At 36.2% G+C, this 26,654-nt stretch carries 19 protein-coding genes; 7 read left to right on the forward strand and 12 right to left on the reverse strand.

Features of this window, described 5'->3' with window-relative positions; translation table 11 throughout:
• The first annotated feature begins 5 nt into the window (after window positions 1-5).
• The gene (locus BN1354_RS03745) at window positions 6-1,391 is read left to right on the forward strand and encodes an MFS transporter (protein WP_045089648.1); all 1,386 of its coding nucleotides are present in this window, start codon (window positions 6-8) and stop codon (window positions 1,389-1,391) included.
• 87 nt (window positions 1,392-1,478) lie between these two features.
• Here the strand turns inward: BN1354_RS03745 and BN1354_RS03750 are convergent, their stop codons facing one another.
• From BN1354_RS03750 to trhA, 3 genes are all read right to left on the reverse strand, one after another.
• Window positions 1,479-3,386, reverse strand: a complete 1,908-nt coding sequence (locus BN1354_RS03750) for a SusD/RagB family nutrient-binding outer membrane lipoprotein (protein ID WP_045089647.1) — start codon at window positions 3,384-3,386, stop codon at window positions 1,479-1,481.
• Between the two features lie 53 nt (window positions 3,387-3,439).
• Window positions 3,440-6,577, reverse strand: coding sequence for a SusC/RagA family TonB-linked outer membrane protein (locus BN1354_RS03755; protein ID WP_082331527.1), 3,138 nt, complete (start codon window positions 6,575-6,577; stop codon window positions 3,440-3,442).
• Window positions 6,578-7,170: 593 nt separating this feature from the next.
• Window positions 7,171-7,830: a PAQR family membrane homeostasis protein TrhA gene (gene trhA / locus BN1354_RS03760; protein ID WP_045090893.1), complete on the reverse strand. Its 660-nt coding sequence runs from the start codon at window positions 7,828-7,830 to the stop codon at window positions 7,171-7,173.
• 236 nt (window positions 7,831-8,066) lie between these two features.
• Here trhA and clpB point away from each other — a divergent pair, with 236 nt between their 5' ends.
• Complete coding sequence (gene clpB, locus BN1354_RS03765) at window positions 8,067-10,658, forward strand: ATP-dependent chaperone ClpB (RefSeq protein WP_045089645.1); 2,592 nt, start codon at window positions 8,067-8,069, stop codon at window positions 10,656-10,658.
• A gap of 87 nt (window positions 10,659-10,745) precedes the next feature.
• On the opposite strand, the gene BN1354_RS03770 is transcribed toward clpB, so the two are convergent.
• The 7 genes from BN1354_RS03770 to tig form a co-directional block, all read right to left on the reverse strand.
• Entirely contained in the window at window positions 10,746-12,212 is a 1,467-nt protein-coding gene (locus BN1354_RS03770; protein WP_053826267.1) for a TrkH family potassium uptake protein, read from the reverse strand.
• Window positions 12,213-12,224: 12 nt separating this feature from the next.
• The gene (gene trkA, locus BN1354_RS03775; RefSeq protein ID WP_045089643.1) at window positions 12,225-13,562 is read right to left on the reverse strand and encodes a Trk system potassium transporter TrkA; all 1,338 of its coding nucleotides are present in this window, start codon (window positions 13,560-13,562) and stop codon (window positions 12,225-12,227) included.
• A 44-nt stretch (window positions 13,563-13,606) separates the two neighbouring features.
• Window positions 13,607-15,544 (reverse strand): 1-deoxy-D-xylulose-5-phosphate synthase, encoded by a 1,938-nt coding sequence (gene dxs / locus BN1354_RS03780; protein WP_045089642.1) that lies wholly within the window; start codon window positions 15,542-15,544, stop codon window positions 13,607-13,609.
• Window positions 15,545-15,650: 106 nt separating this feature from the next.
• Window positions 15,651-17,852 carry a DNA helicase RecQ gene (gene recQ / locus BN1354_RS03785; RefSeq protein ID WP_045089641.1) on the reverse strand — a complete coding sequence of 734 codons (2,202 nt, stop codon included), beginning with the start codon at window positions 17,850-17,852 and terminating at the stop codon, window positions 15,651-15,653.
• 261 nt (window positions 17,853-18,113) lie between these two features.
• Complete coding sequence (gene clpX, locus BN1354_RS03790) at window positions 18,114-19,355, reverse strand: ATP-dependent Clp protease ATP-binding subunit ClpX (RefSeq protein WP_045089640.1); 1,242 nt, start codon at window positions 19,353-19,355, stop codon at window positions 18,114-18,116.
• 23 nt (window positions 19,356-19,378) lie between these two features.
• Complete coding sequence (clpP, locus tag BN1354_RS03795) at window positions 19,379-20,050, reverse strand: ATP-dependent Clp endopeptidase proteolytic subunit ClpP (protein ID WP_045089639.1); 672 nt, start codon at window positions 20,048-20,050, stop codon at window positions 19,379-19,381.
• 144 nt (window positions 20,051-20,194) lie between these two features.
• Window positions 20,195-21,640: a trigger factor gene (gene tig / locus BN1354_RS03800; RefSeq protein ID WP_082331528.1), complete on the reverse strand. Its 1,446-nt coding sequence runs from the start codon at window positions 21,638-21,640 to the stop codon at window positions 20,195-20,197.
• A 181-nt stretch (window positions 21,641-21,821) separates the two neighbouring features.
• Between tig and BN1354_RS03805 the strand changes: the two genes are divergently transcribed.
• From BN1354_RS03805 to BN1354_RS03825, 5 genes are all read left to right on the forward strand, one after another.
• On the forward strand, window positions 21,822-22,736 hold the full coding sequence (locus BN1354_RS03805; protein ID WP_154904819.1) for a CPBP family intramembrane glutamic endopeptidase: 915 nt from the start codon (window positions 21,822-21,824) through the stop codon (window positions 22,734-22,736).
• Complete coding sequence (locus tag BN1354_RS03810) at window positions 22,705-23,289, forward strand: DUF3109 family protein (protein ID WP_045089637.1); 585 nt, start codon at window positions 22,705-22,707, stop codon at window positions 23,287-23,289. Before BN1354_RS03805 ends, BN1354_RS03810 begins: the two co-directional genes overlap by 32 nt.
• Window positions 23,290-23,393: 104 nt before the next feature.
• A complete protein-coding gene (locus BN1354_RS03815) occupies window positions 23,394-23,933 on the forward strand; it encodes a TetR/AcrR family transcriptional regulator (RefSeq protein WP_053826403.1) in 540 nt (179 codons plus the stop codon).
• A gap of 72 nt (window positions 23,934-24,005) precedes the next feature.
• A complete protein-coding gene (gene fabG, locus BN1354_RS03820; RefSeq protein WP_045089636.1) occupies window positions 24,006-24,752 on the forward strand; it encodes a 3-oxoacyl-[acyl-carrier-protein] reductase in 747 nt (248 codons plus the stop codon).
• Window position 24,753: 1 nt separating this feature from the next.
• A complete protein-coding gene (locus BN1354_RS03825) occupies window positions 24,754-25,437 on the forward strand; it encodes an RluA family pseudouridine synthase (protein ID WP_045089635.1) in 684 nt (227 codons plus the stop codon).
• On the opposite strand, the gene BN1354_RS03830 is transcribed toward BN1354_RS03825, so the two are convergent.
• Both BN1354_RS03830 and BN1354_RS03835 read right to left on the reverse strand, forming a co-directional pair.
• Window positions 25,438-26,235 (reverse strand): DUF4412 domain-containing protein, encoded by a 798-nt coding sequence (locus BN1354_RS03830; RefSeq protein ID WP_053826269.1) that lies wholly within the window; start codon window positions 26,233-26,235, stop codon window positions 25,438-25,440.
• A 46-nt stretch (window positions 26,236-26,281) separates the two neighbouring features.
• Window positions 26,282-26,617 carry a DUF4870 domain-containing protein gene (locus BN1354_RS03835; RefSeq protein WP_045089633.1) on the reverse strand — a complete coding sequence of 112 codons (336 nt, stop codon included), beginning with the start codon at window positions 26,615-26,617 and terminating at the stop codon, window positions 26,282-26,284.
• Between the last annotated feature and the right edge of the window lie 37 nt (window positions 26,618-26,654).

Genomic DNA, 26,654 nt, shown 5'->3' on the forward strand with positions numbered 1-26,654 from the left:
TTTAAATGGTAGAAACAGTTAGAAAATCGCTCAGAGATTCTGCAGCGGCAAGATGGACTGCACTTTTGATTGTATCTTTTACAATGATGTGCGGATACTTTTTAACAGACGTATTGTCACCAATAGTAGGTTTACTTGAAAGTCAGTTAAACTGGACACGAGCTGATTATGGAGTATATACCAGCTCATACGGTTGGTTTAATGTTTTTCTTGTAATGCTTATTTTAGGAGGAATAATTCTTGATAAACTGGGGATAAGAATAACAGGTCTTGGAGCTACTGCTCTGATGGTAATTGGTACTGCTATAAAATATTGGGCAGTGTCTACTCACGTATTAGATGGTGAAACAATTATGGGGCTTAATGCTCAGCTTTTTTGGGCTTGTATTGGTTTTGCTGTTTTTGCCGTTGGTGTTGAAGTAGCCGGTATCACTGTATCTAAGATAATTGTAAAGTGGTTTAAAGGAAAAGAGATGGCAACTGCAATGGGTATGCAGGTGGCATTAGCAAGAGTTGGTACTGCATTTGCATTAGGGTTCTCTGTGCCTATTGCCAGAGCTCTGGGAGTTATAGATGTGTCACGTCCTGTATTAGTTGCCCTAATTGGTCTATGTATCGGTCTTATTGCATTTATAGTTTATATGGTGATGGATAAGAAACTGGATGCATCTGAAGCTAATGATGTGCAGGCAGAAATAAGTCACGAAGATGAATTCAAAATTTCAGATATAGGAAAAATTTTAACAAACAAAGGGTGGTGGTATATTGCAATATTATGTGTACTCTTTTACTCAGCTGTTTTCCCTTTCCTGAAATATGCAACTGACTTGATGGTAAATAAGTTTGGTGTTGATCAAAATATAGCAGGTTTAATACCGATGCTGTTGCCTTTTGGAAATATACTACTCACTCCATTGTTTGGAGGTATTTACGATAGAAAAGGAAAAGGTGCCTCAATTATGATAATTGGCTCTTTATTACTTATAGTTGTTCACGCTTTATTCTCAGTTCAGATGCTCAATAACTGGATTATTGCTATGATTCTTGTAATAATACTTGGGGTAGCTTTCTCACTTGTACCTTCAGCAATGTGGCCTTCTGTGCCGAAGATTGTTCCGGAGAAACGACTGGGAACAGCATATTCCTTAATATTCTGGGTGCAGAACTGGGGATTGATGGGAGTTCCTTTACTGATTGGCTGGGTGCTTGAAAAATATTGTATTACAGGTCAGACTATGAGAGATGGAATGATGGTTAATACATACGATTATACTCTTCCAATGCTTATCTTTACTGGTTTTGGTCTGTTAGCACTAGTTTTTGCATTTTTACTTAAAGCAGAAGATAAGAAAAAAGGTTACGGTCTAGAGTCACCAAATATTGAAGGTTAATATAGATTTTATTATAAATAAAAAACCGCTCTTTTTACAGAGCGGTTTTTTTTAGTACTAGTCATGTCATACGACATACCACGTATATCATTTCTTTGCCCACCATAGCGGAGTAAGGACTTCATCTTTACCATTAGAGAGGAATCCTGTTGCAATAGCATATCCATCTGGATTTGTATTTGGTAACGAAGATGGATACTTTAATCTCTGAGGGAAGAATCTAACGCTATTGGTCATGTAATTACTTGAAGTTAAATCAGGCAAATCGTTATTTGGCAATTCAACAGCAATATTTTCGAAGAATGGTAATCCCAGACGACGGTGATCGCTCCATGCTTCAAGTGGTAACCAAGGCATATGTGCAATATATTTCTGTGTAATTATTTTTGTCAACTGGTCATTCTTTACAGTTCCATTCATATAAATTGTATTTGATGGGAAAGTATAATTAAATGTACCCGGCTGGCCAGTGTAGCCATCAATATAGTTCATTACAACAGATGCAGGTGGTTCAGCTGTATGATCGAATTTAACAGAAGTACCGGCTCTATTATAAGATTCTGATTCCAGGTAAGCAGCAACATGCTCAGATAATCCCCAGTAAGCAAAATTGGCACGAATACCATTTTCATAAGCATCCTTAGCAGTTGTACCTGCATTCCATCCTCTTAGTGCTCCTTCAGCAAGAAGAAAATAGGTCTCCCAGTCGCCAAAGAATATTCGTCTTGACTGACTTCCTCTGAATTGATGACTCAGTTTAGGTATTGTTCCAATGAAATTACGTACCTGATTTAAAGAGCCTATAGGACCCCAGTTTCCAATAGTATGAGCATTCCAAGTATATGTAGCATCAATTTCAACAAATACACTACCATTTTCATTTAGTAGATTTCTTTTTACTATTGAGGGAGTATTTTCATATGTAGGAAAATATGAAAAGTTTGGATTTTCAAAATCACCCGGAATAGTAAATGCCTCATATGCTCTTGGGTCTATTACTTGGTGCAGACCATCCATCCAGAATCCGGTAGATGGGTCGTTAGTTTTTGAAGGAATATGATTGTTGTATCTGATGCCAATATAATTAGCATCTTTAATATTTCCATGCAAGGCTTCAGGTAAAACAGCAGATGAGGGGATACTTCCCAGTCCGATGTACAGGTTATTTAAAGTTGCTGATAGAAGTTGTGAGTTCCATTCACGACTCATTACACCTGTTAGTGCATCCCATCCCGGTCTTTCATCTACTCCAAAGATATCGTCGGCAGCAGTGATTAGTGGACCAGCTGCAGCTGCTTCAAATTCTGACTTAGATTTGGAGGGATCAACCTCTGAAATACGCATAGCCAGTCTTAATCTCAAAGAATTGGCATATTTTTTCCATTTAAGATAATTAAAACCATATGCCTGGTCATACTTTGTAACATCATTAGGAACAGCAGGAGCAGTAAGATCTAGCTGAGAAGATGCATCGGCAAGCTCTTCAAGCATATAATAATAAACCTCATTTTCGGGTTTAAATTCAGGATTGCTGCCATTGAATGCATCAATTGGCATAGGACCAAAATTATCTGTGAATTCGCTCATCAGGTAGACTCTCCAAATACGGGCAATCTGCATAAGATTATTTGTATAAGGAACGGTCTGGTCATTATCAATCTTTTCCTGTGCTAATGATACAGCTAGATTTGCTGATTTAAGCCAGCCTGAAAGATATCTGTAGTAGTCGCTCGACCAGTCATCATTATATGTGCCACCGGCAATTCCGGTACTTAGATGTTGACGGGCAGCTGTTTTCCAATACAAAACGAAAACACGCTCTGCAATATGTGGGTCTTGTTGTGGCCCTATAAGAGCATCATTGATTACATATTCTACCTGAACTTGCTCAGAATTGGCCGCTTTAGGGTCAACATTTAGTTCCTCGAAATCAGAGCAAGCGAATGCTATAAATCCAAAAAGGAGCAATATAGCTTTATTTATTTTATTTTTCATATTCTTGTTTATTAATGAATTATATTGGTTGAACTTTTTATTAAACATACTGCTTAAAAAGCGAGAGTAACATTAAATAAGTAAGTTCTTGCAGTTGGAGGAGCTGTGTTCTCAAAACCTACTGCATTTGTACCGGTTGCAAATGTTGATTCAGGATCCACACCGTTCATATGGCTGGATATAAGCCACAGGTTATTGGCAGAAAAGCCAAGCCTTACTCGCTGAAAAGCAGTGTTAGCCAATATCTTTGATGGCAGGTTGTAAGATAGTTGAAGTGTGCGTAGACGAATGTTGGTTGCATCATAAATATTCACCTCTCCAATACCTAAGTTGCCTGTTATTGAAGTCACTGTATTCCAATATTGCTGTGCAGTAATAGATTTTGTGTTTTCAACATATCCACCGTCTCCAGTAGGTACAACACCATCAAGTACCATATCGGTGCGTTCACCTCCAGGTGCTGTAACTGCAGCTGTTCCGGCAAATTGCATAGCCTGATTTGTTGTTGAGAACATCTGTCCACCGAAACGACCATCTACAAGAAAGCTAAGTGCGAATCCCCTATAGTTAAATGTGTTGGTGATACCTAATAGTGCATCTGGAACTTGTGAACCAATCTTTTTCTTTTCTGTATTTCCTGTAGGCAGACCATCGGCAGTCAATATTTTTCTACCATAGTAAGGACTGGATTCATCTTCTACACGGCTGAATGTGGTTCCCCATATTTCACCATACTCTCCTCCCACATTTGCAAGTATCTGAAGGTTGTCGAAACCGCCAAGTGCATAAATATCAACATCTTCATACAGCTCTTCAATGGTATTCTTATTTTTAGAGTAATTCAGTTGAACATCCCATCCAAATCCTTGATTAACTGGTTCTATTATTGTTCCGTTAACCATTAACTCAATACCTTTGTTTTGAATATTACCTGCATTGATTTTCTTACTTGTAAAACCACTTAATGGGTCCATAGGTAAGTTGATCAGCTGGCGAGTAGCATTTGATTTGTACCATGTGAAATCAAATCCAAGACGGTTGTTGAAGAAGCGGAAATCTGCACCCAACTCTACTGATTTGATTAACTCACTTTTAACACTGCTATCATATAATGTGCTTCCTAAACCTGCAGTTGTGTTACCTAATGGGTCTTTACCTATAGAGTAGGTGTTATAAAGCTGATATGGAGGTAAATCGTTACCCACCATAGCATATGATGCTCTCACTTTTCCGTAACTTAACCATCTCAAATTACTGGTTCCCATCTTATTCAGCATATCGGTAATTACCCATGAAGTGTTTACAGAAGGGTAGAAGAATGAGCGGTTTTCTGGTGATAGTGAAGATGACCAGTCGTTACGAAATGTTCCTTCAAGAAATAGGTATCCGTCATAATTCAACTGAAGCATTCCATATACAGAATTTATCTTCTTTGAACTGTACGACTCACCCACAGATGGGTTGTTTTGACCATTGTTAAGTGAAAATAAATTTGGTACTTCAAGTTCTCCAGAACTGCCCGAAATTCCACTGGCTTCTTGTTTCATGAGGTTACCACCCAATGTTGCCATACCACCAATTTTACCGAAAAGATTATCTTTCTGTGCAACAATCATACTGCTGTAATTGGTTTCGATAAAGGTGTTCTTACCCATGCTGTAGCGACCGGTATTGCTAAGCGGACTACCTCCGTATAGTTTTGTTTCAGTACTATTGGTGTACATATCTGCTCCACCTTTAACCTCAGCTCTTAACCAGTCGGTTATATCATAACGTAACGAGCCATGGAATATAAACCTATCTCTTGAGTCACTGTTAAGATTATAAAGTTCAGACCAATAAGGATTAACCTGCTGTCCACCTCCATACCATACCATTGATCCGAACTCATTTAATGGATTTGAAAAGTCTCTGATATCCATTGACACCGGAAGCAGATACATTGTACGGAAACTGTTGGAGTTGTTGTGACCTGATAATGGACGGTTATTAGCTTTAGCCTGTATATATTGAACCTTTGTGTCTATGGTCCATTTCTGACTGCTGCCTAATTTTGCCAGTGAACGTGTCATCAGGTTGGTACGTGAAAGATCTGATCCTGGAATCATACTCTTGTCGTCTGTACGTGTAAGCGAGGTGTATATAGAAATATTATTAATTTGTTGCTGAAATGAGATATTGTTATTCAGATTTACACCTGTATTAAAAAAATTATCTACATTGTTAAATGCTTGTAATGTGGATGATGAACCATCCCATTTTGTTACATTTTGACCGGTGATTTTCGGACCCCAGCTATAATTACTGCGATTATCAAAAATACCATCAGCACCTTGTCCAAAAGTATTCTGCATTTCAGGTGAAGTCAGAATCTGTTCGAATCCTACAGATGAGGATACTGTAATTCCGAGTCCTTCACGTTTTGTTCCCGATTTTGTTGTAATTAAAATTACACCATTACCTGCACGTGATCCATATAATGCAGCAGCGGAGGCTCCCTTCAAAACAGACATACTCTCAATATCTTCAGGATTTATGTCCCCGAGACCGTTACCCATATCTGTTGAAGGGTTCCAGTAGTCGTTATTACTACTACCGGTGAAGTTTTCTACAGGAATACCATCAACTACAATAAGTGGCTGGTTGTCACCGGTAAGTGAACTATAACCACGTAGTACCAGTTTTGAGGACCCTGCAGGACCATTACTTGAACGAATTACTTGCAAACCAGTGACTTTACCTGACAATGCATTGGCAAGATTGTTTTCTCGAGTTTCCAACAGCATGTCTCCCTTAAGTTCTTGTAGTGAATAACCTAATGTTTTCTTTTCTCTTGAAATACCGAGTGCAGTTACAACCACTTCATCCAACATTTCGGTGTCGGTAACAAGCACAACATTGATTGTGGTTCTCCCATTAACAGGGATAACCTGATTGACCATTCCTACAAAACTGAACTGAAGAGAGGCGTTTGCAGGAACATTATTCAATGTGTAATTACCGTCTATATCAGTAACTGTACCCTTGGATGGATCACCAACTACAATTACTGTGGCACCGATAACTTCGGCTCCTGTGTCATCGCTAACTGTACCACTAACATTTAAGGTTTGAGCAGAAATTGAAAAAGCTGTGAGATAGAATACGCTCATCAAAATGCCCTTGAACCAATTGTTTTTTTTCTTTTCCATACTTTTTTTAAATTAGATTGATGAAAATGAGGCTCAATAAAAGTTTTGTGTCCTATAACTACTTGCGTAATTGGACGATTAATAAATTAATTAACTTGAAAATTTGGAGTATTTCTCAAATAATATTTAATAATATTATGGAGATACTGCCTGGGAAATAACACCTTAAGTATAAAATAACACCTTTTCGATATCAGTTAGTTTTTAATATTATTAAAAGATATTTTATGAGGTTATTATATTTATCTCAAAAGACAGTAACAAAATTAAACATAATACAAGAATAAATACACATTAAGGGCTGAAAATTGATATATATAACAATAATTAACCACTAAATTATAAACAATAAAAAGCTTTCATAACTAATTTAAATTATTGCATGATTATTACTTTATTCCTTAATATATGAGTAATATAAGAGGAATGTAAGAGTGAGTCAAAAGCAAAGTAAGACACATGTATGAATAAAATATGACACTGTTATCACTAAAAGATGTTTTGTGACAATACAACTCAACACTGAAATAAAGTTGAAATTAAGTGTTTGAAATTGAAAAAATAAAAGAAATTCTGTGATTTTAAATCAGGATTTAAAGGGGGATTAACCATGCTGCATAGATATGACTTGCAAGTCCCAGTAAAACGAAGAGATGAAAAATGGAGTGTACAAACTCTTTCTTGGCTGTAGCATAAATGAGGGCACCGATAATGTAAAAAACACCTCCACCAATTAACCAGTATATAACCTCTATACAATCTTTAGAGTTAGCAACATCTATCAGAGGTTTAAATGCAACGAGAACTACTAGTCCCATAAATACATATGAGGTTGTTTTCAGGTTACTGTTTTGTTTTAGTTGCCTGAAACTGATAGAGATACCTATAATTGCAATTAGCCATACAAGTGAAAAGAGCAGCCAGCCCCATAGAGGTTCTTCTTTGAGTAATAATATCAGGGTAAAGGGTGAGTAGCTGGCGGCAATCAGTAAATATATTGACGCATGGTCAAAATGGCGTAATTTCTGCTTTTTAGTCGGCTCTTGTACAAAATGATATACTGTTGATGCAGCCATACAGACAATCATACCTAGACCAAATAAAGAGTATGCCCATAATGCCCATTTGTCTCCTGACCCCATTGCTTTATTAATCAGGATTCCGGTAGCTATTATGCCCATTAACAAGCCAAATCCGTGGGTAAGGTAATTGGCTCGTTCTTCTCTGATTGTATAGAATTTTTCTTTACTCATATTTACTGCAAATGTACCCAAATTTTTTCTTGTTCTGATAAACAAAATGGGTATCAAATTTGATAAACAGATTTATTTAAAGTAACTGTTCATACTAAATTTTTTAACCTATATGAGATAATATTGGGATATGACAAAAAGTCATATTTTATTTGTGGCAAAGATTTTGACCTTATCTTGTTGTGAATCTGATATTAAATTAAACAATACAGAGAGACAAATAAAAAACTAACGATATGAATTTTAATAATTTTACAATAAAGGCGCAGGAAGCTGTACAGAAATCTATCGAAATTGCACAAGGTAATAATCAACAGATGATAGAACCTGCTCATATACTTAAAGGTATTATGATTGTTGGTGAAAATGTTACCAGCTTTCTATTTAATAAATTGACTGTAAACAGTCAGAATCTGGAGAGGGTAGTGGATGCTGAGATCCAATCATTTCCACGTGTTTCAGGAGGTGAGCCCATGCTGAGCAGGGAAACTAATGCTGTTTTTCAAAAAGCAGCTGATTTTGCCGGTAAAATGGATGATCAGTTTATCTCTATTGAGCATCTGCTACTAGGTATATTGGATGAGAAAAATAGTGCCTCTAAAATGATGAAAGATGCCGGTATATCAGTTAATCAGCTTCAGTCAGCAATAAACGATTTAAGGAAAGGTGATAAGGTAACAAGTCAGACTGCCGAGGATACTTACCAGGCTCTTGGTAAATATGCAGTAAACCTGATTGAAAAGGCTCGTGAGGGTAAGCTCGATCCAGTAATTGGTCGTGATGAAGAGATAAGACGTGTATTGCAGATATTAAGCAGGAGAACGAAGAATAATCCGATACTTATAGGTGAACCTGGTACAGGTAAGACTGCAATAGCAGAAGGACTTGCCTATAGAGTTGTTCGTGGTGATGTACCGGAGAATCTTAAAAGTAAACAGATATATTCATTGGATATGGGTGCATTGATTGCAGGTGCAAAATATAAGGGAGAGTTTGAAGAACGTCTTAAATCGGTTGTGAATGAGGTTACTAAGTCTGATGGAGAGATAATTCTTTTCATTGATGAGATACATACCTTGGTTGGTGCAGGAAAGAGTGAAGGGGCAATGGATGCTGCAAATATTCTTAAACCTGCTTTATCTCGTGGTGAGCTTAGAGCAATTGGAGCTACTACTCTTAATGAATACCAGAAATATTTTGAAAAAGATAAAGCTTTAGAGCGTCGTTTTCAAACTGTAATGGTTAACGAGCCTTCTGAAACCGATTCTATATCAATTCTGAGGGGATTGAAGGAGCGTTATGAGAATCATCATAAGGTGAGAATTAAAGATGAGGCAATAATTGCATCGGTGCAGTTGTCGAGTCGTTACATCACTGACCGTTTTTTACCTGATAAGGCTATCGACCTTATGGATGAGGCTGCTGCAAAATTACGCATGGAAGTGGATTCTGTTCCGGAGGAACTTGATGAGTTAATGAGGAAGGTGAAACAGCTGGAAATAGAGCGTGAGGCAATTAAACGAGAAAATGATCAGCCTAAGGTGGATTTGCTAACTAAACAAATAGAGGATCTTAAAGCAGAAGAAGCTGAATTTTCGGCTAAGTGGAAGTCAGAAAAAGAACTTATCAATAAGATACAACAAGCCAAGATTGAGATCGAAGATGCTAAGTTTGAGGCTGAAAAAGCCGAACGGGAAGGTGATTATGGAAAAGTTGCTGAACTGCGTTATGGTAAGATAAAGGAAAAAGAAAATGATATTGAAGCACTACAGAAAGAGCTGCATGTAAGACAGGGTGGTCGCGCTATGATAAAGGAAGAGGTTGATGCTGAAGATATTGCAGATGTGGTATCGAGGTGGACCGGTATTCCTGTTAGCAAGATGCTTCAAAGTGAACGCGATAAGTTATTGCATTTGGAGGAAGAGCTCCATAAGCGAGTAATTGGTCAGGATGAAGCAATAACAGCTGTAGCAGATGCTGTACGACGTAGTCGTGCCGGACTAAGTGATCCTAAGAGGCCAATTGGTTCGTTTATCTTTTTAGGAACTACTGGGGTAGGTAAAACTGAGCTTGCGAAAGCTCTTGCCGAGTATCTGTTTGATGATGAAAATATGATGACTCGAATTGATATGAGTGAATATCAGGAGAAGTTTAGCGCAACTCGTCTGATTGGTGCCCCTCCTGGATATGTGGGTTATGATGAAGGGGGGCAGCTGACTGAGGCTATTCGTCGTAAACCTTACTCTGTAGTGCTTTTTGATGAGATTGAAAAAGCACACCCTGATGTATTTAATATACTTCTTCAAGTGCTTGATGATGGTCGTTTAACCGACAACAAGGGCAGGGTGGTTAACTTTAAGAATACAATAATCATTATGACTTCAAATATGGGTTCTGATCTCATCAGAGAGAATTTTGAGAAGATAAACCCTGTTAACAGAGATGAGATTATTGATAAAACCAGAAATCTGGTGATGGATATGTTGAAAAGGACTATACGACCTGAATTTCTTAATCGTATAGATGAAACTATAATGTTTGCTCCTTTGAAGGAGAATGAAATTACTCAGATTGTAAAATTACAATTGGATAAGGTAAGGGAGTCGCTGGCTGAAAGCGGTATTGAGCTCAAATATAGTGATGAGGCTGTCAGTAGTATCTCTGAATCGGGCTATGATCCTGAGTTTGGAGCCAGACCGGTGAAAAGGGTAATTCAGCGAAAAGTACTGAATCAACTTTCAAAAGAGTTGTTGTCAGGTAAGATTGATAAATCAAAACCGATTACTATTGAAGCAATTGATGATATTATTTATTTCAAAAATAATTGATAAAATCAGCCTTTAATATCTAATCTGAATAGATTGATGTTCTAAGTTTAATTAAGGGTCTCAACAGTTTGTTGGGACCTATTTTTTTTATCGCTTCCAGAAACTTGGAACAAATAGTGAGAGGACAGTAAATATCTCGAGACGACCAACTAGCATTAGAAATGATAGGAAATACTTGGCAAATACTGTGGCTGATTCAAAAGTGCCACTGGGACCGTATGATCCCAATCCAAAACCATAGTTGCTTATAGTTGAGAGTGCAACGCTTATCGACTCTTCAAAGGTCATACCGGTGAGGCTTAATATTACAGCACTCATAATTGTAACAAAAATATAGAGGAAAACAAAAGCTATAACCTTTGAAATTGAATCATTTGAAACTACTTTATTGTTAATTTTGACCATATAGAGGGCGTTGGGATGTACCTGCCGCTTAAAAACCAATAGTGAATTTTTAGCAAGGACAACAAGTCGGGAAATCTTCATCCCTCCTGAAGTTGATCCTTCACAACCGCAAAAAAGGATCAAAACAAGAAAGAGCAGCCAGTAAAATGGTCCCCATGCCAGAAAATCCACAGTCGCATATCCAGTAGTTGTTATGGCTGCAACAACCTGGAATAGTACTGTTCTGAAGGTCTCTTCAATATCTGACATTTGACCGGTTGCAAGTAATGCTCCTGTTATACCAATTGTAAAAAGCATAATTAGTGATACATACCAGCGAAACTCTTCGTTCTTTAGCATCTTAAATGAAAATTTCGAGAAAATTGCTGATATCAAAAGAAAGTTTGTTGCTCCAAAGAACATTAACAGAGTAATAACATATTCTGTAAAAGGAGAGTTGAATGATGCGATACTGTATTGTTTTGTTGAAAATCCTCCTGTTGATATTGCAGAGAAGGTATGGCAGGCAGCATCAAAAGCATCCATTGGGCCCGCCCATAAAAAAAAGAATCCAATAATTGTAAGCGCAACATAAGTAAGAGCGATATTTTTAGATACTTCCTTTATTCTTGGACGAAACAGATCTTCTGCGATACCAATTGACTCTACTTCATAAAAATGAGCTGATACACTTCCGAAAACGGTCATAAATGATAATACAAAGATAACTATACCTATACCGCCTATCCATTGAGTTATGCTACGCCAGAAATGTAGTGATTTAGGAAATGCCTCAATATTGAAAAGTGTTGAACTACCTGTTGTAGTGAATCCACACATACTTTCAAAAAAGGCATTAGTAAAGGAGGGTATGGATCCGCTCAGCAGATAGGGTAAAGTACCGTAGACAGACAGCACCAGCCATACCGCTGTGACAGTAATATAAACTTCACGTTTGGTGATATTACCGGATCTTTTATTTTTCTTTCTTCCCAGAAACATGAAAAATGTACCAGATAGAGAAGTGACAATTGATGAAATATAAATACTTCTTACAGCTGATTCATTGTAATATTCACCAATCAGTGCGGAGAATAGCATGAATAAAGCTTCAATCATCAATACAAGTCCAATACTGCTGAAAACAAACCGGTAATTAAATCTGTGCATTTTTTATAAAAACTAGTTAAACAGGTTTTCAATACTTTTGATCGATCTGTTCAGAAAGAAAACCACAACACGGTCATTAGGTTCTATTTGTGTATTACCTTCAACTAAAATTGGTTCACCATCCCTGATTAATGCACCAAAAGTAATATCAGGAGGCAACTTCAGGTCTTTAATCTTTTTCCTGGTCACTTTTGATTTAGGTTTAGCAATTACCTCTCCTACATTGGCATTGGCAAATGTGAGGCTCTTTATATTTGATGCATCAGCCTTTAGGAGCAATTCATAAATCTTACCTGCTGCTATAAGTTTTTTATTTATGACTGTACCAATATCTAACTGCTCTGCCATAGATATATAATCTATATTTTCAATCTCGGCAACAGTTTTCTTTACTCCATACTGTTTTGCCATCATACAACCGAGTATATTAGCTTCAGAATTTGCAGTTAATGCCAGAAATGCATCGGTTTCGCTTATACCTTCTCTGATTAGAAACTCGGCATTCCTACCATCTTCTATAAAGACTGTAACATTCGAAGGGCATTTTTCTGCTAAAAATTCGGCTCTTTCTCTATCCTGCTCAATAATCTTAATGTCAATATTCTGAGGCAGTTGTTGAATTGTGCGCATAGTTATGCGGCTTCCACCCATGAACATAAGACGTTTTGTCTCGAAAGACTTTTTACCAAGGAGTTCAGGAAGAATATCTACATATTTTTTTAATGTGGCAAAATAAAGAATATCATTATGAAGAATTTGATCACTACCCTTAGGAATTATTGTTGTGCCTCCACGTTTTATAGCTACTATGTGAAATTGTTTTACATGCTGATCAAGTTCATATAGATACTTATTGACCAGAGGAGCATTATTTCTGATTTTTGCACCAATTAAAACAATAGTTCCATTGCATAGTTCCCACCAGAAACGTGTCCATGGAGTCTTTATTGCCATTGCAATTTCTCTTGCTGCTACAAGCTCAGGATAGATCATTGAATGAATACCCAGGTTTTCAAAGAATTCCTGGTTTTTAGGTAATAAATATTCATGATTGTCTATACGGGCGAGAGTCTTCTTAGCACCCATATTTGAGGCGAGCATGCATGAGTTAATGTTTTTAGACTCTTCTGGTGTAACTCCAATAAAAAGGTCTGCACTGCCAACACCGGCTGCTGCCAAATCATTCAGGGATGTACAATTTCCCAAATATGTAAGAATTTCAGAGTTGTCACGTATAAGAGATAAACGCTCTTTGTCCCCATCGATAAGCGTTATGTCGTGATTCTCCTGTTCTAGAAGTCTGGCAAGGTGTGTACCCACTGCACCGGCTCCGGCAATTAAAATTTTCATTGATAGCTGTAAATTACTCCAACGATTATTTATTCATTTAAGGACTATAATGATACAATGGTCTCTTCTGAAGGTAGTTTTATTCCAGTCAAATCAAAATAAACCTGCAGGATTTTCTTTAAGATACTCTCAGGATTAATCTCTGCAATTTCCTGTAATTCAGATACAGAACCATGTGTAATAAACTCATCTGCAATACCGATACGATGTACTCTGACATCGGAATCGGAGTACTGTTTTTCTGAAAGAAATTCAAGTACAGCGCTTCCTAAGCCACCTTTGATAACACCATTTTCAACAGTAATAATGTGTTTAAACTTTTTGGCTATATTATCCAGCAATTCCTCATCTATTGGTTTAAGAAAAACCATATCGTAATGTGCAATGCTTATTCCTAATTTCTCAGCCTCTGAAATAGCACTGGCTGCATTGTTGCCTATGGCTCCTAACGATAGTACTGCAATATCGTCTCCGTCCTTTAATTTTCTACCTTTTCCAATAGGTAATATTTGAGGTTTATTTTGCCAGTTAATAAGCTGACCTTGTCCACGAGGATACCGTATAACAAATGGCCCGTCATTTCCATAAGCAGCTGTGTACATCAGGTTTCTCAGTTCATGCTCGTTATATGGTGCCGAGATCACTAAGTTAGGTATTGGACGCATATAGGCAAGATCGAAGACACCGTGATGAGTGGGACCATCAGCACCTACTAAACCTGCTCTGTCCAGACACATAATTACCTTAAGTTTCTGTAGAGCTACATCATGGATTATCTGATCATAAGCTCTTTGCATGAATGAAGAGTATATATTGCAGAATGGAATCAATCCCTCCTTGGCCATACCTGCGGAAAAAGTAACTGCATGTGCTTCTGCTATACCAACATCAAATGATCTGTCAGAAAATTTATCCATCATATATGTCATAGAACAACCTGTAGGCATCGCAGGTGTAACTCCTACTATTTTCTCATCCTTCTCTGCAATCTCTACAAGTGTGTGGCCAAATACATCCTGATATAATGGAGGCTGGTTCTTTACATCTTTGACAACTCTTTCGCCAGTTTCTACATTGAACAGACCGGGTGCATGCCAAACTGTGGCAGATTTTTCAGCTGGTTCATATCCTTTACCCTTAACAGTTTTGATATGCAGCAGTTTTGGCCCCTGCATGTCTTTGATATTCCTTAGTATTCTTATTAAACTGGGAAGATCGTGACCATCTACGGGACCAAAATATCTCAAATTAAAGCCTTCAAATATGTTCTGCTCTTTAGTAATTAGTGATTTTACACTATTATTAAAGCGTAACACCAGATTTTTATCTTTCTCAGATATTAAATTTCGTCTTTTGAAGCCTTGATATATATTGTTACGGAATCGATTATATTTTGTAGAAGTAGTTAACTTAACTAAGTAATCCTGTATAGCTCCAACATTATTATCTATAGACATGTTGTTGTCATTCAGGATAATAAGAAGATTGTTTGGTTGTGAGCAAACATTATTAAGACCTTCATAGGCTAATCCTCCGGTCATAGCACCATCACCAATTATTGCAACTATATTGCGATTTTCTTTACGCAATGATGCTGATACAGCCATACCGAGTGCTGCTGAGATTGAAGTTGAAGCATGTCCTGCTATAAACGTATCATACTCACTTTCCGAAGGGTTTGTGAAGCCAGATAGTCCTCCTAACTTACGGTTAGTAGAAAATCTATCGCGACGTCCGGTAAGTATCTTATGACTATATGCCTGATGTCCAACATCCCACACCAAACGGTCATATGGGGTGTTATACAGATAGTGAAGGGCCACAGTAAGCTCTACGGTACCTAAACTTGAGCCGAAATGGCCAGGATTATACGAAAGTTGTTCTATAATAAAATCCCTTAACTCACTGCAAACTGTTTCAAGTTGATCAACATTTAGTTTTTTAAGATCGTCGGGACTATTTATATTTTGCAAATATTTCATTTGGATCAAACTCCTTATTTCGGGGTATCTTTAAGAACCATTTAGTCATTAACCCTTCAATTACTTATAACGACAGTTAAGAGAAATAGTTTATTTCAATAACTTCTTAATTGGCCAATTCTGAGAAGAACTTAATTCTGACAAGCCTTATTTCGGTTTCATCATATTCAGGAAGTTCTTCCTGAGCTTTTTCAAGGTCATCCTTCTCGGTTTCCTTAAAATAGGCGTAGATGTCGTCGATTACATCCTGAGACATTACCTCATTCAGAAAATAATCAATATTGATTTTAGTTCCTGAATAAACAATTGCCTCAACTTCGGACAACATCTCATTAAAGTCGATACCTTTGGATTCAGCAAGATCGTCAAGAGCTACTTTACGGTCAATAGCCTGTACGATTGATACTTTAAGTTTAGACTTGTTAGGTACTGTTTTCACACGAAGATCTTCAGGACGTGTGATATCATTTTCCTCAACATGTTTTTTAATAAGTTCTACGAATTCCTTACCATAGCGTTTAGCCTTTCCTGATCCTACTCCTGGTATATTTTGCAGTTCATCCAAAGTAATAGGATAGGAGGTTGCCATTGCTTCAAGAGATGAGGGTTGAAAAATCACATATGGAGGTACATTCAGTTTTTTGGATAATTTTTTCCTGAGATCCTTCATCATCGAAAATAGTACAGGATCTGCAGCTCCTCCGCTGACTCCTCCTGATGCCATTATATCTGAATCCTCACTTTCCAGATCAGAAATATCATCCTCATCTTCATCTATTTTAGTTATTTTAAATGAAACAGGATTCTTGAGAAAATCTTTACCTTTTTTCGTAATTTTGAGAATACCATAATTCTCAATTTCTTTTTTCAAATAGTTGTCAAGTAATGCTTGTCTTATGACAACCTCCCATGTGCTCTCTTCTTCATCTTCACCCGAACCAAATTCTTCAAGTTGGTCATGACCATATGTTTCAATGTCAGATGATTCTTTTCCGACAAGGAAATCAATAATATATTCGGCTTTTTGTTTTTCTTTAAGAGCAGTAATAGCTTCTAATACAGTAATTAGTAATTCCTTTGCTTCCACTTTTATTTTAGGATTTAAACAATTATCACAATTTTCACAATTAGGGAGATCAAAATTTTCACCGAAATAATGCAGCAGCATTTTTCTTCTGCAAACAGATGTTTCTGCATAGGCAGCTGTCTCGAGAAGCAATTGTTTGCCAATTTCCTGCTCCGATACCGGCTTGCCTTGCATAAAACGCTCAAGTTTTTGTAAGTCTTTCTCTGAATAAAAAGCAATACACTTGCCTTCACCACCATCTCTTCCGGCGCGACCTGTTTCTTGATAGTAACCTTCAAGACTTTTTGGAATGTTATAATGGATTACATAACGTACATCCGGTTTATCTATACCCATTCCGAAGGCTATTGTAGCAACAATTACATCTGCTTTTTCCATCAGAAAAGCATCTTGATTGCTTGAGCGTGTAGCCGCATCCATTCCTGCATGGTAAGGCAGTGCTCTTATATTATTGGCTTGCAGTATCTCTGCAAAATCATCAACCTTCTTTCGACTCAGACAGTAAACAATACCTGATTTTCTGCCTTGTGAAAGTATGTACTTAATGATTTCCTTATCTATTTGATCTGTTTTTTTACGTACTTCATAATTTAGATTGGGACGATTGAAAGAAGATTTGAATACTTCTGCGTTAGTCATTCCCAATGTCTTTTGAATATCATGCTGAACTTTTGGAGTTGCAGTAGCCGTAAGTGCGATTATAGGTCTTGGACTTATTTCGTTAATTATAGGTCTGATTCTACGATATTCAGGCCGAAAATCATGCCCCCACTCTGAAATACAATGTGCTTCGTCGACTGCATAAAATGAAATAGGGACACTTCTTAGAAATTCAATATTTTCTTGTTTTGTAAGAGATTCAGGAGCAACATAAAGCATCTTGGTTTTTCCGGATACAATGTCCTTTTTCACTTCTTCTATCTCAGCTTTGGTTAAAGAAGAATTGAGGAAGTGAGCTATACCGTCTTTCTCGCTATAGCTCCGCATTGCATCTACCTGATTCTTCATTAATGCAATCAGTGGAGAAATAATAATTGCAGTACCTTCCATTAAAAGTGCAGGTAATTGATAGCAAAGAGATTTTCCACCACCTGTAGGCATTAGAACAAAAGTGTCCTTACCTGATAAGATACTATTTATTATGGCTTCCTGATTGCCTTTAAAAGTATCGAATCCAAAATACTTTTTTAAACCATTATATATTATATCTTTATTTTTCATTTATTCAACTATCCGGGGAAAAACCTAAAATGACAAGTATTCTACAAATATAGAAAAGTATTACTTATATCCAATATTAATGCATTAAACTTGAAATTTACCTTCTGAACATTTATTATAAATTCACTTCTAAGATAGTTTAAAAAATATTTTGCTCCAAATAAAACCATTTATATCCATTAAAAAAACGCAGGTTAAACCATGCGTTTTTTTAATTTACTTCCGATATTAAAAAGTACGGAAGTTATAGAAAAATTTTCTCTATGCCACTCTCAAATGATGAATATCGGAATTCTCCAGCTGTTCTACTGCATACTTTCGGGTAACATGTAGTTTTTTCTTATCCCCTGATGGCAATGAAAACATCGCATCAATCATGATTGCTTCAACAATAGATCGGAGACCTCGTGCACCTAATTTAAACTCAATCGCTTTATCCACAATAAACTCATATGTACTTTGATCAAATGTAAGAGTAACGCCATCCATACTGAATAACTTCTGATACTGTTTGATTATTGAGTTCTTGGGCTCAACAAGAATGCGTAAAAGTGAATCTCTATCAAGAGGTTCCAGATAGGTCAGAACAGGTAGACGACCGATAATTTCAGGAATAAGTCCAAATGATTTCAGATCAAGTGGAGTAATGTATTTGAGCATATTATCTCTGTCTATTATTGCTTTTTCCTGAGAAGCTGCGAAGCCAACTACATGACTGTTAAGACGATGAGCAATCTTTTTCTCGATGCCGTCGAAAGCACCACCACATATAAAAAGTATATTTTTGGTGTTAACCGCAATCATACGCTGTTCAGGGTGCTTACGGCCTCCCTGAGGTGGAACATTTACAATCGATCCTTCAAGGAGTTTAAGAAGTCCTTGTTGTACTCCCTCTCCACTTACATCTCTTGTAATAGACGGATTATCACTCTTTCGTGCTATTTTATCAATTTCATCTATAAAAACAATTCCCCTCTCAGCAGCATTCACATCGTAATCAGCTACCTGAAGTAGTCTTGTAAGTATACTTTCAATATCCTCTCCTACATAACCGGCTTCAGTAAGAACTGTAGCGTCAACAATTGTAAAAGGTACTTGAAGCATTTTAGCTATAGTCCTTGCTAAAAGTGTCTTGCCGGTACCGGTAGCTCCAACCATTATGATGTTAGACTTTTCAATCTCTACTTCATCCTTTGCATTTTTCTGTAAAATACGTTTATAATGATTGTAAACCGCTACTGATAGAAATTTTTTAGCACTATCCTGTTTTATAATATATTGATCTAGAAAATCTTTGATTTGAGTAGGTTTTGGCAATGTCGAAAGTGTAATACCCACATCAGATTTTCCACTACTTTTAAATGAGTCATTGACAATTTCGTGTGCCTGCTCGGTACACATGTCACAAATATAACCCGTTACCCCGGAAATAAGTAGATTTACTTCCTGTTCACTTCTTCCGCAGAAACTGCAGTGGTTACTACTATTTGCTTTTTTCGCCATAATAATATATTAATTTCCTGGATTTATTTCCTTATCAATACATCATCAACCATACCATACTCTTTTGCTTCTGAAGCAGTCATCCAAAAGTCACGGTCAGAATCCCTGCTTACTTCTTCGATAGGTTTTCCGGAGTGCTTGGATATGATAGTGTATAGTTCATTCTTTATTTTAGCTATTTCACGAGCAGTTATTTCGATATCAGAAGCTTGCCCTTGAACACCTCCCATAGGCTGGTGAATCATCACTCTTGAATGAGTAAGTGCGAATCTCTTTTTCTCAGTTCCTGATACTAATAAAACAGCTGCCATAGATGCAGCAATTCCGGTGCAAATTGTTGATACATCACTTGAAATAAATTGCATTGTATCGTAAATTCCTAACCCTGCATAAACAGAACCACCCGGAGAATTAATATAAATTGAAATATCTTTACCGGGATCAGATGAATCCAGATAAAGTAACTGAGCTTGCATAACGTTGGCAGTATAATCATCTATACTTGTACCCAGAAAGATAATTCTATCCATCATCAATCGTGAAAAAACATCCATCTGAGCAACATTCAATTGACGCTCTTCAATAATAGTAGGAGATATGTAGCCACCCTGACTGGTTATTTTCATATAACTATCCAGTCTGGATCCGCTCATCCCAAGATGTTTTACTGCATATTTTCTAAAATCGTCTTGCATAATTTTTATTTTGGTTGTTCAACATAGTTTATCAGTTGAACTGTTGCAAATAAGGTGCCAGAAATAAAACAAATTTAATTCTAAAAATTGAATTTATAAACAATTACTTGAAAAAATAAGTTGTTTTCAGCACCTATTCACATCTTATTCGTTAGTTTCGTCTGAAGATACTTCTTCAGTCTCACTTTCAACTTCATTTTCATCCGCTACATTTTCGCTGTGTAAATGCGAATGTTCAGTCATAATTTCATTGAATTCTTTAGAAGAAACTTTTTTCTCGATTACTGTTATATTTTCTTTCAGCCAGTCGATTACTTTATCTTCAGTAGCCTTTTCAAACAGATTTTGAACAGTCTCTTCTTTTTCAAGCATGCTCTTAGCGTAATTCTGAAGTACACCTGCCGGTAAGTTTGTCATACCATACTGAGCAAACTGTGCTCTTGCCACTTCAGTTGCCAGTTCTTCAATATCCTTGAATTCAATTTTTATTTCATTTTCTTCAATGATCTTCTGTTTTGCGATATGAAATTTCAGATCCTCCAGTATTTTTGGATAATCTTCCTCTACCTGCTCCTCAGTTCTATTCTCGCTTGATTCAAGCAGCCAGCGCTTCAGGAACTCATCAGGGAATTTAACATCTTTCATTTGCTCAACAATGATGTCTCTCATTTCATGAATGAACAGATGATCAGCATTAGGCTTGAATTGTTTTTCAAGCTGTTCCTTAACTTTTGTTCTGAATTCCTCTTCAGTTGTCGCTCCACCTTCTCCAAGAACACGATCAAACAGCTCCTGATTTAATTCAGCCTCTTTATAACGAGTAACTTCGTTTATTTCAAAACGGAAATCAGAATTAACGTCTTTAATCTCTTCTTTAGTAGATTGCAGAAGTGATGCTACCTCAGCCTCATTATTATTGTAGGCAGTTTTTGGGTTGAAGATAATATTGTCACCTACTTTTGATCCAATAAATTTAGCTTTACTTGCTTCATCCTTTATGTATGATGGCATTAAGATGGCGTTTTCAATTACTTTGCCATTCTCTTTATCTTCTCCATTTTCTACTTCAGTAAGAGTTCCTTTAATCAGGTCTGTTTCAACAGACTCCTCTTCAACTTTCAGATAAGTGCCATAGTTCTGCTTGTATGCATCAATCTGCTTGTTAAGCAAATCTTCTTCCAGATCTACACTATAATATGTGTGTTCAATCTCTTTACCCAGTTTTAGGTCGAATTCAGGAGTCAGTCCAATATTGAAATAGAATTTATAATTTTCATCTTTATCTAAATCAACCTGCCTGTCTTCACTTTGGTCATTCAGAGGCTCTCCAAGTATTTTCAACTTGTTATCGCGTACAAAGTTACTAACCTCTTCTGTCACAATTTTGTTGATTTCATCAATCAGGACTGATTTTCCATAAAGTTTCTGTATAACGCTTTTTGGAACTTTACCCTGTCGAAATCCCGGTATTTCAGCTCTTTGTCTGAATTGATTTAACGACTTATCTACTTTATCCTGATAATCAGCTTTCTCCAGCTCAATTAGGATTGTTCCGTTTACCTCGTCGATTTTGTTAAGTGTTGACTTCATTTGAAATGGATTATTTTATTCAAAGTCGGTTAAATTCAACCGTTTGAAACATTTTTTTAAACAAGAGTGCAAAATTAGTGTTATTCTTTCAAATTGCAAAAATTATTTTCTGGTCCTATAAAAAGTAATTCTATTATCTTTGTGGTTTGATAAAGATATCTTTAATAAAAGAACAGGAAGGATGCGTCCAATTCTTATATCTGCTTCTCCGGGATTTAAAATAGCTTATCTTTTTTTATTTCTATTAATTGGAGTTTTTTTTGCAGGATTATTTGCCGGATTAATTTTGATGATACCTGTAATCAAAGATTATGGAGAGATTTCAGGTATTTATGTAGATACAATCATGCAATCGATTTTTGCAATCGGATTACCTGCGTATTTAATTGTAGCATGGACAAATAACAAACCCGTACAATACCTCAGAGTAGCAGATAATGTTAAACAGTCGTACAATATCCCTTTTGCTATTCTTGCATTTATTTTCTCTTATCTTTTTGCATCATTTTTAGTGCAATTGAATAAAGGAATGGTGTTGCCGGAAAGTATGAAAGGTATTGAAGAATTTATGCGAATGATGGAAGATGCAGCCTTGGAAACTACTAATTTGATCTTATCGAGAAAATCGCTTAGTGCACTTTTCCTAAATATCATTGTGATAGCAGGTTTCGCTGCAATTTCAGAAGAACTGTTCTTTCGCGGTGCATTACAACAGTTTATACAGGAAAAGTTTAAAAATGGTCATATCGCAGTTTGGTTGACCGCCCTTGTTTTCAGTATTATACATTTTCAGTTTTATGGATTCTTGCCAAGATTATTTTTAGGGGCAATACTTGGTTATCTATTTATATATACTAAAAACCTATATGTTCCAATCATATTCCATTTTCTGAATAATGCCACTGTAATCTTGATAAATTTCTTCTGGGGCGATGCTGAGTGGTATAAGAATATTGAAAATATTTCAATAACACCTCAGTTTGTGGTTTTGGCTATTTTTAGCTTGGTGCTTACAATAGCACTGTTTTGGATATACAATAGACTAATTTCAAAAAATAATAATAATGATACAAATTCAAGATACAATAATATCTGACGATATATTTAAAGAACACTTTATTTGTGATCTTTGTAAGTGTAAAGGACAATGTTGTGTAGATGGAGAATCCGGAGCTCCGTTAGAGGATTACGAATTCGAAGAAATTAATGAAATTCTTCCGGAGATTTGGGATGACCTTTCACCAGCAGCTCAAGTGTTGATAAAAGAGCAGGGTATTGCCTATAAAGATTATGATGGAGAACTTGTTACATCTATTATCAAAGGCCGGGAGTGTGTCTTTACATATTTCGATGAGAATGGAGTATGCAAATGTGCAATTGATAATGCATATCGTGAAGGAAGAATAAACATCCAAAAGCCAATCTCTTGTCATCTATATCCTATAAGACTTCAAAAGTATGTAGAATTTACGGCAGTAAATTATCATAAATGGTCGATCTGCGAACCAGCCACTGTTCTTGGTAGACAGCACGGATTACCCCTCTACAAATTTCTAAAAGAGCCATTAATTAGAAAATTTGGACAGGAATGGTACAATGAAGTCTGTGAGGCTGGCAAACTGATGGAAAAAAACGAAGAAAAGAGTTGAAAATATAAATCTTTGTTATATTTTTGCACATATATATTTAAAATGTGCAAAAAGTGTCATCTGCGATTTCAAAAACTAGAAAAGATTTAATTGATGTAGCCCGTATGCTTTTCGCAAAGAATGGTGTAGAAAGCACCACTATGAACGACATAGCCAAAGCATCTCAACGGGGTAGGAGAACATTGTATACCTATTTCAGTAGTAAAAATGATATTTACAAGGCTGTAATAGAATCAGAGCTGGATGTTCTATATAATAAACTGGAGGAAGTAACCAGACGTGACATGCCCGCTGATGACAAATTACTAATGCTGGCATTTACAAGACTTAATGCTATTAAAGAAGTTGTTACCCGCAATGGTACTCTGAAAGCAGATTTTTTCAGAGATATATGGCAGGTAGAAACAGTACGCAAAGGGTTTGATAACAAAGAGATATATTATCTTGAGGTTATCATTAGAGATGGGTGTGAAAAAGGAATATTTCACCTTAAAGATATAAAACAGACAGCAGAAATATTGCATTACGCATTTAAGGGATTAGAAGTTCCAACTATAAGAGGTGCGCTTAAACTAGATTACAGTAAAAAGGGCGACAGGGAGCTGATATCTAACCTGATATTCAAAGGCCTATATTCAGAATGATTTTCCATCAATATTCTGCTACAAAAATATTTTAATAAAATCAGAACTAATTAATTAGAAACAACAATTCATATGAAATTATTAGAAGGTAAAACAGCGCTTATAACCGGTGCTGCACGTGGTATTGGTAAAGCTATTGCATTGAAATTTGCATCTGAAGGAGCAAATATAGCTTTTACAGATTTAGTTATAGATGAATCAGGCAAAGCTACAGAACAGGAAATTTCCTCTATGGGGGTAAAATGTAAAGGATACGCTTCAAATGCGGCAAATTTTGATGAATCGCATGCTGTAGTTGATGAGATAATGAAAGATTTTGGCAGAATTGATATTCTTATCAATAATGCAGGAATTACAAAAGATGGTCTTATCATGAGAATGTCTGAGCAGCAGTGGGACGCTGTTATTAATGTGAATCTGAAATCAGCATTCAATTTTATACATGCAGTTACACCAATAATGATGCGTCAGAAATCAGGAAGCATAGTAAATATGAGCTCTGTTGTAGGCGTGTCAGGTAATGCAGGACAAGCAAACTACTCAGCTTCAAAAGCCGGTATGATAGGTTTAGCAAAATCAACCGCAAAAGAATTGGGCTCACGTGGAATTCGTGCAAATGCAATTGCTCCAGGATTTATTATTACCGATATGACAGGTCAGCTCTCTGAAGAAGTTCAAAAAGAGTGGACAAAGCAGATACCATTAAGACGTGGCGGAACACCTGAAGATGTTGCGAATGTAGCTCTTTTTCTTGCTTCAGACCTCTCTTCGTATGTAAGTGGTCAAGTTATTAACGTTTGTGGTGGTATGAATAGCTGATATGACTGTTCTTTACGAAGACAATCATATAATCATAATTAATAAATTACCCGGTGAGATCGTTCAAGGCGATAAAACCGGAGACAAACCGTTGTCGGAAATTGTTAAAGATTATCTTAAAGATAAATATAACAAACCCGGCAACGTTTTTTGTGGAGTAACTCACAGACTTGACAGACCAACAAGTGGGGTAGTGATATTTGCAAAAACTAGTAAAGCTTTATCAAGGTTAAATGAGATGTTCAGAAAAGATTCAATTGATAAAGTTTATTGGGCAATAGTTAAAAACAGACCTTCTAAAATAGAGGATAAATTAGTTCATTACCTTATCAAGGACGAAAAAAAGAATAAGTCATCCGCCTTCAATACAGAGAAACCTAATACAAAAAAAGCTGTGATGCACTATAAATTGATTAGTACATCACAGAACTATAGCCTACTTGAAGTTAATCTTGAGACTGGGCGTCATCATCAAATTAGATGTCAACTAGCCAAGATAGGCTCTCCAATTAAAGGAGATTTAAAATATGGCGCTGAACGTTCAAATCCCGATGGTAGTATTAGTTTACATGCAAGAAGCATATCTTTTATACATCCCGTATCAAAAGTAAAAATAGAAGTTACTGCACCAGTTCCCATGGATAATTTATGGAAATCCTTTGAAGAATCTGTCAGAGACAGATAGTTATTTTAATCTGATATTTGTAGACGATTCATTAAAAGCAATACATTCCATTGTCATATTATTGCCCTTCTTTGAATTATCTTCCATTTCCATAAACATCATGAGTCCATTTTCATACTTCTTTGTGAATGCTATCATCTCCTTTGGCATATTAGCAATACCCTGGCCTCGAGTATCCCCAAAACGGACATTTATTTCAGGTGCAAAATATACAATTATATTATGCTCATCACTTTCTAATTTAAATCCTTTACAATTATATCCAAGATATTCACGATCAGGTAACTCAGAAAAAGTATAGTCATATTTAATATCAAGATCCTCTTCGCTTAATTCCTGATCGGTAGTTAACTCCCTTGCAATTACAGTTTCGTTTGATTTAATTATGAAGACATTCTTTGAATTATCTAAAATCATAATCATATCAGGAGAAATCTCTGTTTTTATACCTATATAAGAATCATTTTTACTGAATAGGTAGTTCATATTTGTCTCTCCACCTTCTGTAGTCATCTTTACAGTATAGTCATAATCAAAACGGTAAACTTCAGGCAGATCAGCGAGATCTACAGATTTTCCACCAAAGTTAAACAGACCTTCAAGATTTGGATTAAGTATCTTTTCCATTGCATTAGAAGTCTTCTCCGCGGCTTTGTCCGCTGCTTTGTCTATTATAACCTCCTCTGTTTTTTCAAGCACTTTATTTTTTAGTCTGTTTAGAAACTGAGCATTTGCACTATCAGTAAATCCAAATCCGAAAATAATTATAAACAGGATAAATAAATTTACTTTTTTCATTATTTGTAAATCTTTAGATATGAATATATAAACATTGGTCTAAACTTCAAATAGTTTTAAACCACTCTGTATATTTATTACCAAGAATAGGGACAACTTTTTCTTTGCCGTTTACAGCGTTAAGTAATCCAACTATCCACATGTATAAAAGAACTAAGTAGCCAATAATACTTACTATCCATCCAAGTACAGGAATTACATTTATAATAGCTAAAGCTATACTTGTTATAACAAGACCTAAAGATTGCCTGATATGAAAACTTGCAAACGGTTCTTTTTTCTCGTTGTTCATAACAAAAGCGAGTACTAACCCGATAACGGTGAGATAAGAAATAATGGCAATGTTTTTGCCCTGTACATCATTTGATACATTTGTTTCCATGATTTATTATTTTAATTAATTTAAATGTAAAAGTACC

The organism is Lascolabacillus massiliensis, assembly GCF_001282625.1.
GTDB lineage: Bacteria > Bacteroidota > Bacteroidia > Bacteroidales > Dysgonomonadaceae > Proteiniphilum > Proteiniphilum massiliensis.